Origin of the sequence: Mycobacterium kyorinense, assembly GCF_002101735.1 — a bacterium.
Lineage (GTDB): Bacteria > Actinomycetota > Actinomycetes > Mycobacteriales > Mycobacteriaceae > Mycobacterium > Mycobacterium kyorinense.
In genome coordinates, this window is sequence record NZ_LQPE01000057.1 from 1 (window position 1) to 15594 (window position 15594).

Annotated in this window: 20 protein-coding genes; 7 read left to right on the plus strand and 13 right to left on the minus strand. The window is 65.0% G+C overall.

Annotation, left to right across the window (positions count from 1 at the left end):
- Positions 1-441, minus strand: a 441-nt coding sequence (locus tag AWC14_RS08300) for a DUF222 domain-containing protein (RefSeq protein ID WP_142281623.1), incomplete at its 3' end; no start/stop codon positions are given.
- 149 nt (positions 442-590) lie between these two features.
- Here AWC14_RS08300 and AWC14_RS08305 point away from each other — a divergent pair.
- From AWC14_RS08305 to AWC14_RS08335, 7 genes are all read left to right on the plus strand, one after another.
- Entirely contained in the window at positions 591-911 is a 321-nt protein-coding gene (locus tag AWC14_RS08305) for a PE domain-containing protein (RefSeq protein WP_052425686.1), read from the plus strand.
- A 42-nt stretch (positions 912-953) separates the two neighbouring features.
- Positions 954-2696, plus strand: a complete 1743-nt coding sequence (locus tag AWC14_RS08310; protein WP_249026321.1) for an alpha/beta hydrolase — start codon at positions 954-956, stop codon at positions 2694-2696.
- Between the two features lie 94 nt (positions 2697-2790).
- Entirely contained in the window at positions 2791-3231 is a 441-nt protein-coding gene (locus tag AWC14_RS08315; RefSeq protein ID WP_052425552.1) for a hypothetical protein, read from the plus strand.
- 227 nt (positions 3232-3458) lie between these two features.
- Positions 3459-3965, plus strand: coding sequence for a hypothetical protein (locus AWC14_RS08320; RefSeq protein ID WP_235215867.1), 507 nt, complete (start codon positions 3459-3461; stop codon positions 3963-3965).
- A 173-nt stretch (positions 3966-4138) separates the two neighbouring features.
- Positions 4139-4396, plus strand: coding sequence for a hypothetical protein (locus AWC14_RS08325; protein WP_052425551.1), 258 nt, complete (start codon positions 4139-4141; stop codon positions 4394-4396).
- 90 nt (positions 4397-4486) lie between these two features.
- On the plus strand, positions 4487-4957 hold the full coding sequence (locus tag AWC14_RS08330; protein ID WP_052425550.1) for an LppA family lipoprotein: 471 nt from the start codon (positions 4487-4489) through the stop codon (positions 4955-4957).
- Positions 4954-5319 carry a DUF6264 family protein gene (locus AWC14_RS08335; RefSeq protein ID WP_045377123.1) on the plus strand — a complete coding sequence of 122 codons (366 nt, stop codon included), beginning with the start codon at positions 4954-4956 and terminating at the stop codon, positions 5317-5319. Before AWC14_RS08330 ends, AWC14_RS08335 begins: the two co-directional genes overlap by 4 nt.
- 107 nt (positions 5320-5426) lie before the next feature.
- Here the strand turns inward: AWC14_RS08335 and AWC14_RS08340 are convergent, their stop codons facing one another.
- The 12 genes from AWC14_RS08340 to AWC14_RS08390 all read right to left on the minus strand — a co-directional run bounded on the left by AWC14_RS08340 (position 5427) and on the right by AWC14_RS08390 (position 15569).
- The gene (locus AWC14_RS08340) at positions 5427-6272 is read right to left on the minus strand and encodes an SDR family oxidoreductase (protein WP_081968085.1); all 846 of its coding nucleotides are present in this window, start codon (positions 6270-6272) and stop codon (positions 5427-5429) included.
- Positions 6272-6559 carry a DUF1330 domain-containing protein gene (locus AWC14_RS08345; RefSeq protein ID WP_045377117.1) on the minus strand — a complete coding sequence of 96 codons (288 nt, stop codon included), beginning with the start codon at positions 6557-6559 and terminating at the stop codon, positions 6272-6274. The genes AWC14_RS08340 and AWC14_RS08345 overlap by 1 nt, the downstream gene beginning before the upstream one ends.
- 21 nt (positions 6560-6580) lie before the next feature.
- On the minus strand, positions 6581-6769 hold the full coding sequence (locus AWC14_RS08350; protein ID WP_045377114.1) for a ferredoxin: 189 nt from the start codon (positions 6767-6769) through the stop codon (positions 6581-6583).
- Positions 6766-8049, minus strand: coding sequence for a cytochrome P450 (locus AWC14_RS08355; protein WP_045377111.1), 1284 nt, complete (start codon positions 8047-8049; stop codon positions 6766-6768). Before AWC14_RS08355 ends, AWC14_RS08350 begins: the two co-directional genes overlap by 4 nt.
- Positions 8050-8159: 110 nt before the next feature.
- Entirely contained in the window at positions 8160-8666 is a 507-nt protein-coding gene (locus AWC14_RS08360) for a hypothetical protein (RefSeq protein WP_045377108.1), read from the minus strand.
- Positions 8663-9268 carry a TetR/AcrR family transcriptional regulator gene (locus tag AWC14_RS08365; protein ID WP_045377105.1) on the minus strand — a complete coding sequence of 202 codons (606 nt, stop codon included), beginning with the start codon at positions 9266-9268 and terminating at the stop codon, positions 8663-8665. The genes AWC14_RS08360 and AWC14_RS08365 overlap by 4 nt, the downstream gene beginning before the upstream one ends.
- A 93-nt stretch (positions 9269-9361) precedes the next feature.
- Positions 9362-10510, minus strand: a complete 1149-nt coding sequence (locus AWC14_RS08370) for an acyl-CoA dehydrogenase family protein (RefSeq protein ID WP_045377102.1) — start codon at positions 10508-10510, stop codon at positions 9362-9364.
- Between the two features lie 3 nt (positions 10511-10513).
- The gene (locus AWC14_RS08375) at positions 10514-11659 is read right to left on the minus strand and encodes a thiolase family protein (protein WP_045377099.1); all 1146 of its coding nucleotides are present in this window, start codon (positions 11657-11659) and stop codon (positions 10514-10516) included.
- Positions 11652-12455, minus strand: a complete 804-nt coding sequence (locus AWC14_RS08380; RefSeq protein WP_045377137.1) for an enoyl-CoA hydratase/isomerase family protein — start codon at positions 12453-12455, stop codon at positions 11652-11654. Before AWC14_RS08380 ends, AWC14_RS08375 begins: the two co-directional genes overlap by 8 nt.
- The gene (locus tag AWC14_RS28090) at positions 12448-13644 is read right to left on the minus strand and encodes a CaiB/BaiF CoA transferase family protein (RefSeq protein WP_045377096.1); all 1197 of its coding nucleotides are present in this window, start codon (positions 13642-13644) and stop codon (positions 12448-12450) included. The genes AWC14_RS08380 and AWC14_RS28090 overlap by 8 nt, the downstream gene beginning before the upstream one ends.
- On the minus strand, positions 13645-14403 hold the full coding sequence (locus AWC14_RS28095; protein ID WP_045377093.1) for an SDR family NAD(P)-dependent oxidoreductase: 759 nt from the start codon (positions 14401-14403) through the stop codon (positions 13645-13647).
- Positions 14403-15569, minus strand: a complete 1167-nt coding sequence (locus AWC14_RS08390; RefSeq protein WP_045377090.1) for an acyl-CoA dehydrogenase family protein — start codon at positions 15567-15569, stop codon at positions 14403-14405. Before AWC14_RS08390 ends, AWC14_RS28095 begins: the two co-directional genes overlap by 1 nt.
- Positions 15570-15594: the final 25 nt, after the last annotated feature.

Below are 15594 nucleotides of genomic sequence, written 5' to 3' on the forward strand. Positions count from 1 at the left end.
GGGTCGAGGATCTGGGTCGGGTCGCGGTTCGAGCTTGACCGCGGTGCGCAACTGATTGACCGTGGCCACCGCCGCCAACGCCGCGTAATGCTCATCGGAGCCCTGCCCGGCGCGCGCGGCGATCACCCCGACCTGATCGAGCGACAACCGCCCCTCGGCCATCCCCGCGGCGCAGCGCGGAAACTCCTCGAGCCGGCGCGCCACCGTGGCGATCGTGTGCGCAGTGCCCGACGAGGCGCCGAGTTTCCAGGCCATCAACGCCGCCAGTGACCGCACCCCGGTCATCCCCCATAGCTCGTCGCGCTCCATCTCGGCCGCGATCTGCACAAGGCGCGCATCGATCGCGTTGCGCTGACCGGCCAACTCCGCCAACTCCTCAAACAACACCTCCAGCCGCTCAACAGGCTTAAGCGCCACCGCAGACGCCGCGATCGACGACATAACCGCATCATCGCAGCCAGGTCCGACAACTTTTCGGTCAACGATCCGAGCCAGGTAAGAGAGCGTCCCACCTTGGGTTTGCCGACAATTGGCGCGTCGGAGGTGGCTGACGGTTGGGTATATTTGCCACACGAGGTATGCGAGGCAGGGTGCTGGTGGCGGTGCTGAGCTTGCGGGTCAAGACTGGGGCTCTTTCCGGCGTGGGGCAAGAGTTGCTGAGTGCTGCCAGCGCGATCCCCGACGCACCGCAGCCAGTGTCTCCCGCTGGTGGCGATCCGCTGTCGACGGCCATCGCGGCCCACGTGACTAACACGGTCGCTCCGCTGGTTGCGGATCGCCCGGCGGCCAAGGACGAAGCGAGCAGCTACGCGCAGGCTTTGGGCGCGGCCGCTCGTGCCTATGTCGGCACAGATGAGCCGCTGGGCGAGGAAATTGACTGCCAGATATCCGGCGTGCCCGCCTCGGGCTAGCCGATGGGCATCGACCGGCCCGGTGGCCCTTACGGCGCGGAAATGACCGCGCCGCCAGCCTGGCCCGAGGCCGACGAAACCACCCTGTTGGATACCGCCGACGCGTTCGAGGCCGACCGGAAGGCCGTCGACGAGCAGCTGTGGGTATTCCAGCGGGGCCGCACGAGGCTCTTTGAGGACGAGGTGTGGTCGGGTCAGGCCGCCAACGCCGCGAACGCCAAACACCAGCAGCAGATCAGCACGCTGCAAGCCCACGTGAACGGGTCGGCCGCGGCGGCCAAGCTGTATCGCGATTCGGCTGGCGTGGTGACCAGCACCAAGCAGCAGATCATCGAAAACGTTGAGAAGACCCAACAGCTGATCGAGAAAATCGCGAACGATCCGCAGGCAACACCCGAGCAAAAGGATTACTTCATCAAAGGCCTAGTCAGAGAGACGCACGCCGAAAACGTTCAACTGGTGCAAGCCGGCGCAACCAAGCTGAGCAAGCCGCCGGCAACTCCGCTGACCGTGCGCCCGGCCTCCAACGGACGTGAAGTTCCGCTCGCCCCGCCGCCCCAAGACACCGCCCCGCAGATCCCAAAAGCTGGCACCGACCCGAACGAAGTCAAACGCTGGTGGGACTCGCTGAGCCAACCGCAGAAAGATCAACTGCTGCGCGAGCATCCGGATATGTTGGGCAACCTCGACGGTATCTACGTTGCCGACCGCAGCACGGCCAATACGACCGTCATGCAGCAGGATCTGGACCGGGTTACTCACGCCGCGTCGGATCACCATGTCTCGATCGATGAGGTGACCGCCCATCCGCAAAATTACGGCCTCAGCCCGGCAGATGTCACCCGTTACACCAACGCGGTGCAAGTCAAGAAGGGGCTGGAGTACAACAGTGCGAAGACCCATGCTCCGACTTTCCTTCAGGTGTACGAACCTGACAAGTTCAACGGTCAGGGTCGCGCGGCGATCGCAATCGGGAACCCGGACACCGCAGCCAACACGGCCGTGGTGGTGCCCGGCACCAGTCACAGCGTCACCGAAGGCTGGCTTTCCAGCAATGACGCGGCGAATCTGTACAACGAGACCTGGGCCGCTAACCATGGCAAGGCCACCTCGGTTGTGGCGTGGATGGGCTACAACGCTCCCGACAGCCTTGGCGATCCCCAAGTGGGGCAGACCGGGCTCGCGCATCAAGGCGGTGCCTTGTTGGCGTCTGATGTCAACGCGCTCAATGTCACTCACCAGGGTGCCTCCGATGTCACGGTGATCGGGCACTCATACGGCTCAACGACGGTGGCCGACGCCGCGGCCGGTTACGGGATGCACGCCAACGACGTGGTTCTGATCGGATGCCCGGGAACCGACATGGCCCATAGCGCGGCCGACTTTCATCTAGCGCAAGGGGGCCACGTCTATGTCGGCTCCGCCTCGACCGACCCGATCACCCAGCTGGGCGGCATACCACAGGTGCACGCGCCGGGCACCGATGTCACCGTCGCCCTCGGTGCCGACCCCGCCGTCGACGGCTTCGGGTCCACCCGATTCAAAGCCGAGGTCCCCGGACTGACCTTCAACGACCACAGCCACTACTACGATCCCGGCAGCGAATCCCTGTACAGCATGGCCGACATCGCATCCGGCCACGGCGACGCATTAGAGCGTCACGGCATGACCGCCCCACACCGCGACACCGCCCTGGGTCAAATCCTCGAGGCTTCCGGCATTCCCGGCGCCAGCGACCCCGAACTGTACCGCCCGGGCACGTCCGGGCACTACCACCACCGATAGCAAGAGGTGCAACTTGCATACGCGAACAAAAAGCGGTCAGCTGCTCAGTACAGTCATAGTCGTTGCCGCAGTCGTAACGTCAGGATGCGGAGTCATGAACAATTTGCAAGCCGCCAGCGTGACGAATCCGATGACACCCGAGCAGTCCAAAGCTCAAGTCGTTGACGCCGCACGGGAAATAGTCCACGCCCTCGGTCTGCACGTCGTCAAAGCGTTCTTCTCGCACTCGTCGTGCAACGACGACGGCGACCGCCCTTTCCGCGGAGAAGTGAACATCGCCTACCCGCCAGCACCGAGCTTCGAAGCGTCAGAAGCCGAGATCGCCAAGATGGTGCAACGGCTCCAAAGTCTCGGCTGGACAGGCGACCCGGACTTCCATAGCCATGGCAGCGTGCTTAAGAAGAACAACGTGGTCGTCACGTTCTATCCGGGAACCGGTAGCCAGGACTCAGGCATCGATGTGCTCGGCGAGTGCCGAGATGTGACCACCCCGAAACAGGCCCAGGGGTCGACCGAAGAAATCAAGCTCGGCTAAAGCCGCGCTCGATCAAATTCGCGAGTCAGCCTGGGTGCGGACAATTGTCTCCGTGGAAGCGACACTTCGCCGCACCACAATGCCCCACTATGGCGTCTCACCGCCCGCGACACCGTCCCTGGTCAGGTCGAGGCTTTCGGCGCTCCGGAAACAGCGACTCGGAACTACACCCTCCAGGCACGAGGGAGCACCATCGCGTTAGTGGGAGGGTCGATTGGGACGAGCACATGCGTGACAAACTGCAGATGATAGTGGTAGTCATAGTCGCCGCCATAGTTTCAGGATGTGGCGCAATCAATTTCCAAGCCACCAACGTGCCGAATCCGATGACACCCGAGCAGTCCAAGGCACAGGTTGTAAACGCCGCCCAAGACATCGTCCATACCCTCCACCTGGACGTTACCCACGCGTATTTCTCGCGCTCCTCGTGCAATGACCAAGGCGAAGCACCGTTTCGGGGAGTGATCGACATCTACTACCCGCGTCCCGCCGACCTCGACGAAGCGGACGCTAAGCAAGCCAAGCTGGCGCAGGACCTGCGAAGCGATGGCTGGAGCGGCGACGCCGACTTCCACACCCACGGGACAGCATTAAAGAAAAATAATGTCGAGGCTGTGCTCTGGCCAGCCAACGAAGATGTCCCGCAAGGGCATATCGAACTTAACGGGGAATGTCGTGATGTGACGACCACGAAAGACACTCGCGGCGATTCGGAGGACATCAAGTTCAACTGAGGCGAAATGACCCCGCGCCGCAGGTGCGACTTCTGTCCTCCTACTTGCCGTTGCTGCCTTCTGAGGGCTGGGCGCAAATGCCCAGAACTATCGCGCCGGCGCGCGACGCGACACCCCATCGGCAGCAGGAGGCTCGACCGTGACACAGAAGGCGGTACGGCCACCTGCTGATAATGGCCGTAGTCGCTATCGTCGCCGTCATTTCAGGATGCGGGGTGATGGATAAATTGCAAGCCGCCAGCGTGACGAATCCGATAACGCCCGAGCAGTCCAGGGCTCAAGCCGTCGATGCCGCAAGCGAAATCGTCCACGCCCTCGAGCTACACCTCGTTAAAGCGGTCTTCTGGTACTCGTCCTGCGACGATGACGCCACCAGCGGCTACAACATCACCGCGGTCATCGCCGGACTCACTCCAATACCCGGAAATTGAACGCACCAGATGAAGAATTGCCTCCAGCACGGCCGCAGCAGACTTCTATCGACGACGATCGTCGTTGTCGCACTAGTATCAGGATGTCACATGAAAGAACCTTATAAGCCAACGGATCCCCGCGAAGCTACCAAAGCGGCAGCGACACTTAACACGCTGCCATCATTGGAAGCCACGCAAATACAACTCAAAACAACCATCGAACAGATCGCCACTGCAGCCACCGCAATTGTCCCCACCCTGGCGTGGCACTGGCTCGATGAGCCAAGCCGCGGGGGTTGTTCCCCCCCCTACGAGCAGTCTGACGGTGAACTGGTCCTCATGCCGAAATATGTGTCCGACACACCCATTCCCGAAGAGAATTGGAAACCGGTGTTTGAGATCGCGCGCGATGCTGCCGCCAAACTCGGCGCCACTACTATCGAAGTCTTTCGCGACGCCCCTGGCAATCACGATGTCGAATTCTTCAACGAGACCGGCACAAACATACGACTAGGATCGCAGAAGGCCGCGCTGATTTCGGGTAGCACCGGCTGCCGACTACCTCGCGAAAAGAAGTGACGCGTCCGCACCCTACGCAGGCTCCGCGAAAAACCGCTCGGGCCATCGACACCCTTCTCACCGTGGTGCTTATCCTCGTTCAAGGCGGCATCGGGGCGCTGACGTTCGTAAGCCTCATCGTTTTGCCGATGTCCATCGACGAGTGCGGTTACCAACCCTGCGGCGACGAGCAATGGATCACGAGGGCATGGTGGGCAGGAATAATCTCCGGCGTCGTCGGCATCTCCTTCGCCATCGGCGGCATGGTTCTCCTTGCCCGACGCAAGGTCTCGTTTTGGATGCCGCTACTTGGCTGCATTGCGCAGGTGTCCTTAATCGCAACCGCCTGGTTCATGGCAAGCAAAGCTGGCCCCATCACCTGAAACCGATGTCACACCATCGGCCTTACGGTGCCCACAGTGGCCACGTCGACGGCACGCATCGGCATACCGACGAAGAACCACCACCATTCTCATTGTGGCTCAACCGGTTACGACTTGCGCCCCACGGTCAGCTTGTCCCGCAAGGTCATCGAGGCCACCGTGCCACCGTCGCACAAGATGTCGGTACCGGTGAGGTAGCCGGCTTTGTCGCTCGCGCAGAACGCCAGCAGTTCCGCGATCTCCTCGGCCTTCCCGAATCGCTTCAACGCGGCGTACCGAATCATCGCGCCGGCCCCGCTTTGCTCTTCGAGCCGGCCCATCGCGGTGTCGATGGAGCCCGGCGAGACCGAGAGGATGCGTGCGCCGCGGCTACCGAATCGGGCGGCCTGCGACGTGCAATACCAACGCACGAAGCTCTTGCTGATGCTGTATGCCATGCCCGGGCGCGCCCTCTCCGGAACCAGGCCGCAGACCGCCATCATCTTCTTCATGAAGGCGTGCTCGTCGCGCAATGCGGAGCCGAATCGCTTTGTCGGAACGAACGATTCAGGGAGCATATGTGCAGCCATGGAGGCGACGTTGACAATCGCAGAGCCCTCACCGAGGACCTTGAAGAAACTCTCGTTGACGTTCACCGTACCCACCGCATTGATCCGCATGATCATCTCGGCGCCGCCCATGCTCGGGCTCACGCCGGCGGTGTGAATTACGGATGCGACGGTTCCCAGCGCGCTCGACGTCTCGACAAGTTCCGCGACGGACTCCCGGTCGGTGATGTCGCAGAGCACCGCCGTACACGCGATGCCCGCTTCCTTTAGCTCGGCCGCCGCGGCATCCAGCCGATCACGGTCGACGTCGCTGATGATGACGGAATACTCGCGGCCGACGATCTTCGCGGTCGCCAGCCCCATGCCGCCAGCCCCGCCGGTGATAACCGAAACCCGCTGACTCATCACGCAAAGCCGGAGAGGATCACCGCGTTGCAGTCGGCGGCCGCCTGCCGCAGCTTGGCCGCTTTCTGATAGCCCTCGGACTCATACCAGGCGCGAGCGGCATCGACCGACTCGAATTCCAGCACGACGGTCTGGTCCCCGTGCCAACTGCCTTCGAGAACTGTAGGGGCGGTATCGACCGCGAGGATGTTGACTCCGGCCATCGCTCCTCCGGCGGCCTTTGCGTAGGCCTTCATCCCCTCCGGATCTCTGATGGCCTCGGTGAGGATGACATATCCCTTTGGCACTGGGTCTCCTTGTGTTAGAGGCTAATTCGCCTCGATGGCCTGCTCGGGGCAATCCTTGACGGCGTCTCGGACCGCGTCCTCGAACTCGGCCGGAACCTCGGACACGGTGACGACCGAATAGCCGTCCTCGTTGATTTCGAATACCGACGGGCAGATGGTGGTGCAGATCCCGTGCCCGCGACAGCGCTCCTCGTCGACTCTGGCTTTCACCTACCACCCTCCAGGTCGAATTCCAGGTGCAGTTCGGTCAGGCCGCGCAGGATATACGTCGGCACATACTGATAACGCCGGTCGCCGGCCGGCCCGTGCTTGCTCTCCGAAATCCTGATGTCGGTCGTGCGGTCGAGCAACCGCTCGATCGCCACCCGCGTCTCCGCTCGGGCCAGCGGCGCGCCGGGGCAGCTGTGGATCCCCCGGCCGAACGCGATGTGCTGGCGCGCATTCTTGCGGGCCGGGTCGAAGGTGTCGGGGTTTTCAAACCGGCGCGGGTCACGATTGGCGGCCCCATTGACCACCATCACCGTTGTGCCGGCGGGGATTTCGACCCCACCCACGCTGGTCGGCACCCGGGACAGCCGAAAGTCGCCCTTGACCGGGCTTTCGATGCGCAATGCCTCCTCGATGAAGTTCGGGATCAGGCTGCGGTCGCCTCGCAGCCGCTCCTGAATGTCGGGGCGCTCACCGATGACTTGCAGTGCGGCACCGAGCAGCCGCACGGTGGTCTCTTGGCCCGCTGAGAACACGTTGGTCGCGACGCGGGCCACGTCGGTCACGTCCGGAACCGAGCCGTCGGGGAACGTCGCGTTCGCCAGCCCGGTCAGCACGTCGTCGCGGGGTGCGCGGCGCCGGTCGGAAATGTAGTCCGAGAACGTGCCGTACAGGAACTCAAGCGGACTGTGCGACAACGACTTTTCGCCGGTGCTGCCCACCCCGCCGCCAGCGTTGCGGTGAATTCCCTTGACGAACGCGTCGCGGTCCTCTTCTGGCACACCGAGCAGGTCGGCGATCACCAGCAGCGTGAACGGGCCCGCGAACCCCTTGATGAATTCGCCCTGCCCCGGCGCGAGGAAATCGTCAAGTACCCGGTCGGCAAGCACCCACATCGCGTCTTCGTTTTCCTTGAGACGCTTGGGTGTAATCAATCGCATCAGCAGCGCACGGTGATTGGTGTGCACCGGTGGGTCGAGCGTGGGCAGCTGGTCGCTGAACGGCAGTTCGTCGCGATGCTGCTCGATCAGCTCGGTCACGTCATCGCCCTCGAGCGGCACCGGGAAGCCCGGGAACGGACCTGTGACCGAGATGCACGACGAGAACGTCTCGGCGTTGTTGGCGACCTCGACGGCCTCCTCCCAACCGGTCACCATCGTCACCCCGTGATGCGGCTCGCGGGTGACCGGGCACTTGCGTCGCAGCGCGTCGAAGTAGGCGTAGGGGTTCTCGAGGAGCCGGTCGTCCCGGAAAAAATCCAACGCGGTCAGATCGTCCGCCATCTGCTGCTCCGTTCGCGCAATCTCGGCTAGTGAGAATGTCCCTCTCAGCTATGAGTATTACATTTCCATAGGGAGCGCTTCGACGTCAACGGAGCAGTGAAGGTACCTCTTTAGCTGGCCGGAATGAGGTCGGCCGCGACGGACGGGGACACCATCGCGCCGCTGCGAAAGGTCTCGGCATCCCCAACCGGGCATGCCGGCAGCCCGGCCGCGGCAAGGGCCTGGGCCTTGAACGCCTGCGCGGCGGCGCTGAGCCGGTGCTGGACGAGCCCGACATTGTCGTTCAGCTCCGGCGGCCAGGTCTCGCCCCACAGGGTTACTTCGGTGACGCCGTGGTCGAGGGCCTGCAGGACGCCCTGGCGAACCCGTGAATCGCATCCGATGAGGTCGGCGGCGGCGGCCAGGGTCTGCGGACGCGGGCGCTGCCCCACCGTCGCCAGCGCGTATTCGAGGTCGACGACCCGCGCGCCGAGGATCTGCAGCGGCCGCTCGTCGGGATGATCGGCGACCAGGACCGTCACGTCCCAGCCGGCCATCGCCCGGTCGAACAGCCAGCCGCCCGCGAACTTCACCACGTCGACGACGTCGGCGGCGACCACGTCGAGCTGGTACCTCACGTCGTCCCCGGCGGTGCCAAGTCCCGGGCCAGCGATTCCGCGTACTCCTTGAACGCTTCGGTCAGTGGTATCGAAGGGTCGAGCAACCATGTGGTCTCCATTCCGGTGATGAAGGCGAGAATCTGCACCGCCTTGACGGTGACGTCGATGTCCATGCGAAATTGGCCGGCCTCCTGACCGCGCCGGATGAGGCCGGTGATGATGCCGACCGCATCCTGATAGCGGGCAAGCAGGCGGTCGTGCAGCGGCGCGTCGGGGTCCATGTTCTCGGCCAGCAGCACGGTGTAGGTGCCGACCAATTCAGGCGAGCGGTGGAAGCGATCCGCGACCGCTGCGATTTCCGAAATCAAGTCGCCGGCCCGGTCCGCGTGGGCGTCGTCGTCGGCGTCGCGGGCGTCGACCACGGCGTGCAGCAGCTGTTCTTTGGACTCGAAATGGTGCAGTAGGCCGGCGGGGCTGACGCCAGCCTCGCCGGCAATCTGCGCCAACGTCGTGTTGCGCCACCCGTTGCGGGTCAGCAGCCGCTGCGCGACCTCGAGAATCCGCTGTTTGCGGTCCTCGCCCTTGGCCAGCAGCGTGTCGTAAGGCCGCGTTTCCGGCACCAGACTCCTTCGTCCAACCAACCTAGTGAACACACAGTAGGTTGGTTGGGGCCGTGTGACAAGGGTCTCAGGCCGCCCATTTTCTGCCGGCGATCACAAACCGAGCGACTTGGCGATGATCACCTTCATCACCTCGCTCGTCCCCGCATAAATGCGGGCCACCCGGGCATCGGTGTACAACCGGGCGATCGGATACTCCATCATGTAGCCGTAGCCGCCGAACAGCTGCAGGCAGCGGTCGACGACCCGGCCCTGCATCTCGGTGCAGAACAGCTTCACCCTGGCCGCATCCGCACCCGACAGCTCGCCGGCGACCAGTTCGGCGACGGCCCGGTCGACCATCGTCTGGGCGGCCTCGATCTCCGCGGACATCGCCGCCAGTTCGAACTTGGTGTTCTGAAACGACGCGACCGGCGTGCCAAAGGCCTTGCGCTCCTTGACATAGTCGATGGTCGCGGCGACGGCCGCCCGGGCTTGGGCCACCGACCCGACGGCGACGGTCATCCGCTCCTGGGGCAGGTTGTGACCCAGGTACCCGAAAGCCTCACCCTCCTCGCCGAGCCGATTCGCCACGGGGACACGGACATCCGTGAACGACAACTCGGCGGTGTCTTGCACCCTGCAGCCCATCTTGTCCAGCGCCCGGCCCTTGACGAAGCCGGGCATGCCGTCCTCGACCACGAGCAGCGTCAGCCCGCGCCGGCGGTTGTCAGGATCGGTCGACGTCCGCGCCACCACGATGACGAGGTCCGCCAGGAGGCCGCCGGTGATGAAGGTCTTGGCGCCGTTCAGCACATAGTGGTCGCCGTCACGCATCGCCGTGGTGCGGATGCCGGCCAGGTCTGAGCCGGTGCCGGGTTCGGTCATCGCGACCGCGGTCAGCAGTGTGCCGGCGGCCAGACCGGGAAACCAGCGCTGCCGTTGCTCGTCGTTGGCGTAGTGCAGGAAGTACGGCAGGATCACCTCGAGTTGCGTGCGGACGGTGCCCGTCGTGACCAGTGCCCGGGCGGCTTCCTCTTGCAGGATGACGTTGTAGCGGTAGTCGTTTAAGCCCGAGCCGCCGTATTCCTCCGGGATGGCCATGCCCAACATGCCCAGCGCGCCGAGCTTTTCGAAGATCTCCCGCGGCATCCGGCCGGCCTTCTCCCAGTCGGCGTAGTGCGGTTCGATCTCTTTCTCGACGAAGTCGCGGGCCAGTTGCCGGAACGCCTCGTGGTCTTCGGTGAACAAGTCTCGGCGCATGCGTCAGGCCACCAGTTCCACCAGGGTGGCGTTGGCGGTGCCGCCGCCCTCACACATGGTCTGCAGTCCGTAACGAATCCCGTTGTCCCGCATGTGATATGCCATCCGGGTCATCAGCACCGCGCCGGACGCGCCGAGCGGGTGGCCCAGCGCGATGGCGCCGCCGAGCGGGTTGAGCCGGTCGGGGTCCGCGCTGGTTTCGGCCAGCCAGGCCAGCGGCACCGGCGCGAACGCCTCGTTGACCTCGAACACGCCGACGGCGTCGATCGAGACGCCCGCCTTCTTCAGTACTTTCTCGGTGGCCGGAATCGGGCCGGTGAGCATCAGCACGGGGTCCGCTCCGGTCACCGCACCGGCCCGATACCGCACCAGCGGAGTCAGTCCGAGCTCGAGCGCCATCGCCGCCGTCGTCACCAGCAGAGCCGCCGCCCCGTCGGAGATCTGGGACGAGTTGCCGGCGTGGATCACTCCGTCCTCGGTGAACGCCGGCTTCAGCCCGGCCAGTTTCTCCACGCTGCTCCCCCGTCGCACACCCTCGTCGTGCTTGACCACCGCGTCCTCGACGAACACCGGGACGATCTGTGCGTCGAACGCGCCGTTGTCCTGGGCAGCGGCGGCCAGTTCGTGCGAGCGCACCGAATACTCGTCGAGTTGGGTGCGGGAAAAGCCCCACTTCTTCGCGATCATCTCCGCCGAGATGCCCTGGTTGAAGGAGAAATCGTGATAGCGCTCAAGGACTTTGGGCCCGTAGGGCATTCCAGTGGCCCGGGCGGCGCCCAGCGGCACCCGGCTCATCACCTCCACCCCGCCGGCCACCACGACGTCCTGCTGGCCCGACATGACCGCCTGTACCGCGAAGTCGAGCGCCTGTTGGCTTGAACCGCACGCCCGGTTGATCGTGGTGCCCGGAATGCTCTCCGGCCAGCCCGCCGCCAGCACCGCGTAGCGACCGATGTTGCTCGACTGGTCCCCGACCTGCGACACACAGCCCCACACCACGTCGTCGACGATCCCGGGATCGATCCCGGTGCGCTCCACCAATTCGCCCAGCACAATCGCCGACAGGTCGGCGGCGTGCATGGTCGACAGCCCGCCGTTGCGTTTGCCGACCGGGGTGCGCACCGCCTCGGCGATGACTACTTCACGCATCTGTCTGCTCCGATCTCGAAACCGCCCACCGACCAGTAAACGACGGCTCCCGCTTCTCGGCGAACGCGGCATAGGCTTCCGCCGCGTCGGCCGTGGCGAAGTTGACGGTCTGCGCGCGAGCCTCGTTGGCCAGCGCGTCGCGCAGCGTCCGGTCGGCGCCCTCGTTGAGCAGTGCCTTGGTTTGCGCCAGCGCGATCGGTGGCCCGGCCACCAGTTTGGCCGCGAGGTCGGTGACGAAGGCGTCGATCTCCTGGCCCGACACCACCCAGGTCACCAAATTCAGAGCCTGCGCCTCGTCGGCGTCGATCGTTTCGGCCAGCAGCGCGAGACGTTTGGCCTGTTGCAGCCCAACAATTTTCGGCAACAACCAGGACCCGCCCAGATCCAGCGACAGGCCACGCCTGGAAAAGATCTGGGAGAACCGCGATTCCGGGGTGGCCACCACGAAGTCGCAACCCAGCGCAAGGTTCCAGCCGGCACCGACGGCAACCCCGGTCACCTTGGCGATCGTCGGCACCGGTAATTCATGCAGGGCCAGAGCTACATCGGTCAGCATCCGCATCTTGTAGGTCGGGTGGGTGTCGTCGAGCGTGGAGATGTCGGCGCCGGAGCAAAACGCCCCGCCGGCTCCGGTGATCACGACCGCGCCCACGCCGCGGTCGTTGCCGGCGGCGGTGAGCGCCTCGGCCAGCGCGATCCACAGGTCTCGGTTGATCGCGTTCTTGCGCTGCGGGCGGTTCAGCGTCAGCGTCCGCACGCCGTTGTTGTCGCTGGACAGGAGTACGGGCTCAGGCATACGCCGGTCCGATGGCGCCTTGCGCACGCAGCGCCGTGATTTCGTGATCGGCGAGGCCGAGTTCGGCGAGCACTGAGCCGGTGTGCTGCCCGAGTCCGGGCACCGCACCCATCGGGGGCTGATAGCCGGCGATGACGGGCGGCGGCAGCAGAGCCGGGATCGGCCCGGCCGGGGTGTCGACCTGACGCCAACGGTCGCGGGCGCTCAACTGTGGGTGCACCAGCACCTCGCTGGGCACGTTGTAGCGCGCGTTGCCAATTCCGGCGGCGTCGGCGGTCTTCTGGACGTGTTCGAGGTCGTGCTCGGCGCACCAGGCGCCGATGGCCTGGTCGAGGATGTCGCGGTGCGCGACGCGGCCGGAGTTGGTGGCAAATCGGTGATCGTCGGCCAGGTCGTGACGCTGCAGGATCTCGCGGGAAAGTCGTTGCCATTCTTGGTCGTTGGTGGTGCCCAGCACGACGGTCTGACCGTCGGCGGTGCGGTACGCGCCGTAGGGGGCCACCGCCGGCGAGCTCATGCCCAGCGGCTGCTGGTCGACACCGGAGTGCTGGGTGTAGGTCAGCGGGTAGCCCATCAGGTCGGTCATGGTGTCGAACAGGCTCACGCTCACCGCACGACCGCCGCTTCGCGAATAGAGCAGCGCGAGAATCGACAACGCCGAATACAGCCCGGTGCTGATGTCGGCCACCGGCGGCCCGGGCTTGGCCGGGGCGCCCGGATGGCCGGTGACGGCGCATGCACCGGATTCGGCTTGGGCCAGCAGGTCGTAGGCGCGTTTGTGCGACAACGGGCCACCGGCGCCGTAGCCGTCGATCTCGACGGCGATCACGTCCGGGTGCCGCGCCGCCATGTCATCCGGCCCGATTCCGAGCCGCGCGGTGGATCCCGGCGCCAGGTTGGACACCAGCACGTCGGCCCGGTCGAGCAGCCGGTGCAGAAGATCCAGCCCGGCTTCGGTTTTCAGGTCGAGGGTGATCGACTCCTTGCCACGGTTGGCCCAGACGAAGTGCGCGGCAAGCCCGTTAACGACGTCGTCGTAATACCGGGCGAAGTCTCCCCCCTTGGGGTTTTCCACCTTGATGACCCGGGCCCCGAAATCAGCGAGCACCCGGGTGCACATCGGGGCCGACACGGCCTGTTCCAGCGCCACCACGGTGACCCCCGCGAGCGGCGCCTGCGGTTCGGGCATCTACATCACCATGCCGCCGTCCACCGGCAGCACCTGACCGGTGATGTAGGACGCCGCATCGGAGGCGAGGAACACGAACGCGCCGGCGACCTCGTCCGGCTCAGCCCAACGCTTCAAGGGAATGCGCTGCATCATGTTGGCCGCGAACTTCTCGTTGGTCCGGATGGTTTCGGTCATCGGCGTCGCGGCCAGCGGCGCGAGCGCGTTGACCAAGATGTTCTTTGTCGCGAACTCGCGCGCAAGGGATTTCGTGAAACCGATGATGCCGGCCTTGGCCGCGGAGTAGTTGACCTGCCCCAGCGTGCCGGTCAATCCGGCCGCCGACGTCACGTTGATGACGCGCCCGGTGCCGTCGGTGGGAATGTGGGGCAGCGCGGCCTGGGTGCAGTTGAACGCACCCATCACGTGGATGTCGAAGAGCAGCCGGAACGACTCTGGTGTGGTCTTCTCGAACATCGCCGGCCGCGTCACGCCCGCGTTGTTGACCAGGATGTGCAGCTTGCCGTCGGCGAGTGCGGCTGCCTGCGCGGCCGCGGCGTCGGCCGACTCGCGATCCGAGACGTCCAGCACGGCGGCCTCGGCGCGTCGTCCGGACGACGAAATGCGTTCTGCCACAGCTGCAGCTGCGTCCTTGTCCACGTCGGTGACCAGCACCGCCGCACCCGCGTCGGCCAAAGCCGCCGCGACCGCAGAACCGATGCCGCCTGCGGCGCCGGTGACCAGCGCCGCGCGGCCGGACAAGTCGAAATACCGGCTCATCAGTAGCTCCTCGGCAGTTTGAGCGTGTGCGATCCCAGGAAGTTCAGGATCATCTCCTGGCTGATCGGCGCGATCTTCATTAGGCGGGCCTCGCGGAAGTAGCGGGCGACGTTGTATTCCTCGGCGTAGCCCATGCCGCCGTGGGTTTGCAGCGCGCGGTCGGCGGCGGTGAACCCGGCGTCGGCGCACAGGTACTTGGCGGTATTGGCTTCGCGCCCACAGGGTTTGCCGTTGTCGTAGAGCCAGGTGGCCTTTCGCAGCATCAGCTCGGCGGCGTCCAACCGGGCCAGCGAGTCGGCCAGCGGGAACTGGATGCCCTGATTCATCCCGATCGGCCGGCCGAACACCTCGCGGTCGGTGGCGTACTTCACCGCCCGGTCCAGCGCGACCCGGCCGATGCCGAGCGCCTCGGCGGCGATCAGCATCCGCTCGGGGTTCAGCCCGTCGAGGATGTACTGAAAACCCTTGCCTTCCTCGCCGACCCGGTCTTCGACCGGCACCTCCAGGTTGTCGATGAACAATTCGTTGGAGGACACGGCGTTGCGGCCCATCTTGCGGATCGGCCGGACGTCGACCCGGCTGCGGTCGAGGTCGGTGAGGAAAAGGGTCATGCCGTCGGTCTTCTTGGTAACCTCGTCGTAGGTCTGGGTGCGGGTCAGCAGCAGGATCTTCTCCGACTCCATCGCCTTGGAGATCCACACTTTGCGGCCGTTGACCACATAGTGATCGCCCTGTCGTTTGGCGAACGTGGTGATGCGCGAAGTATCCAGGCCCGCACCGGGTTCGGTGACGCCGAAGCAGACGTGCAGATCACCGGTGGTCACCCTCGGCAGCGTGCGCGCCTTGAGCTCCTCAGAACCGTGCACCACCACCGGTTGCATCCCGAAGATCGACATGTGGATCGAGCTGGCGGCGTTCATCCCGCCGCCGGACTTGGCGACCTCCTCGGCCAGCAGGGTGGCCTCGGTGATGCCCAGCCCGTGACCGCCGTACTCGGTCGGGATCGTCATCCCCAGCCAGCCGCCGTCGGCGATGGCGCGGTAGAACTCGGTCGGGAACTCGTGCGCCTGGTCGCGCTCCATCCAATAGTGGTCGTCGAACTTCGCCGCCAGCTCTGCGACCGACCTTCGGATCAGCTCCTGATCATCGGTCAGCTCGAAATCCATGCTCTACTCCTTAGCGCGAGCAGAC

Bases quoted from the DNA above. Each gene is read 5' to 3' on its own strand.
- AWC14_RS08310 (WP_249026321.1), top strand. From the start codon at position 954: ATGACCGCGCCGCCAGCCTGGCCCGAGGCCGACGAAACCACCCTGTTG.
- AWC14_RS08315 (WP_052425552.1), top strand. From the start codon at position 2,791: ATGAACAATTTGCAAGCCGCCAGCGTGACGAATCCGATGACACCCGAG.
- AWC14_RS08320 (WP_235215867.1), top strand. From the start codon at position 3,459: ATGCGTGACAAACTGCAGATGATAGTGGTAGTCATAGTCGCCGCCATA.
- AWC14_RS08325 (WP_052425551.1), top strand. From the start codon at position 4,139: ATGGCCGTAGTCGCTATCGTCGCCGTCATTTCAGGATGCGGGGTGATG.
- AWC14_RS08330 (WP_052425550.1), top strand. From the start codon at position 4,487: ATGAAAGAACCTTATAAGCCAACGGATCCCCGCGAAGCTACCAAAGCG.
- AWC14_RS08340 (WP_081968085.1), bottom strand. From the start codon at position 6,272: ATGAGTCAGCGGGTTTCGGTTATCACCGGCGGGGCTGGCGGCATGGGG.
- AWC14_RS08355 (WP_045377111.1), bottom strand. From the start codon at position 8,049: ATGGCGGACGATCTGACCGCGTTGGATTTTTTCCGGGACGACCGGCTC.
- AWC14_RS08370 (WP_045377102.1), bottom strand. From the start codon at position 10,510: ATGCGCCGAGACTTGTTCACCGAAGACCACGAGGCGTTCCGGCAACTG.
- AWC14_RS08375 (WP_045377099.1), bottom strand. From the start codon at position 11,659: ATGCGTGAAGTAGTCATCGCCGAGGCGGTGCGCACCCCGGTCGGCAAA.
- AWC14_RS08380 (WP_045377137.1), bottom strand. From the start codon at position 12,455: ATGCCTGAGCCCGTACTCCTGTCCAGCGACAACAACGGCGTGCGGACG.
- AWC14_RS28090 (WP_045377096.1), bottom strand. From the start codon at position 13,644: ATGCCCGAACCGCAGGCGCCGCTCGCGGGGGTCACCGTGGTGGCGCTG.
- AWC14_RS28095 (WP_045377093.1), bottom strand. From the start codon at position 14,403: ATGAGCCGGTATTTCGACTTGTCCGGCCGCGCGGCGCTGGTCACCGGC.
- AWC14_RS08390 (WP_045377090.1), bottom strand. From the start codon at position 15,569: ATGGATTTCGAGCTGACCGATGATCAGGAGCTGATCCGAAGGTCGGTC.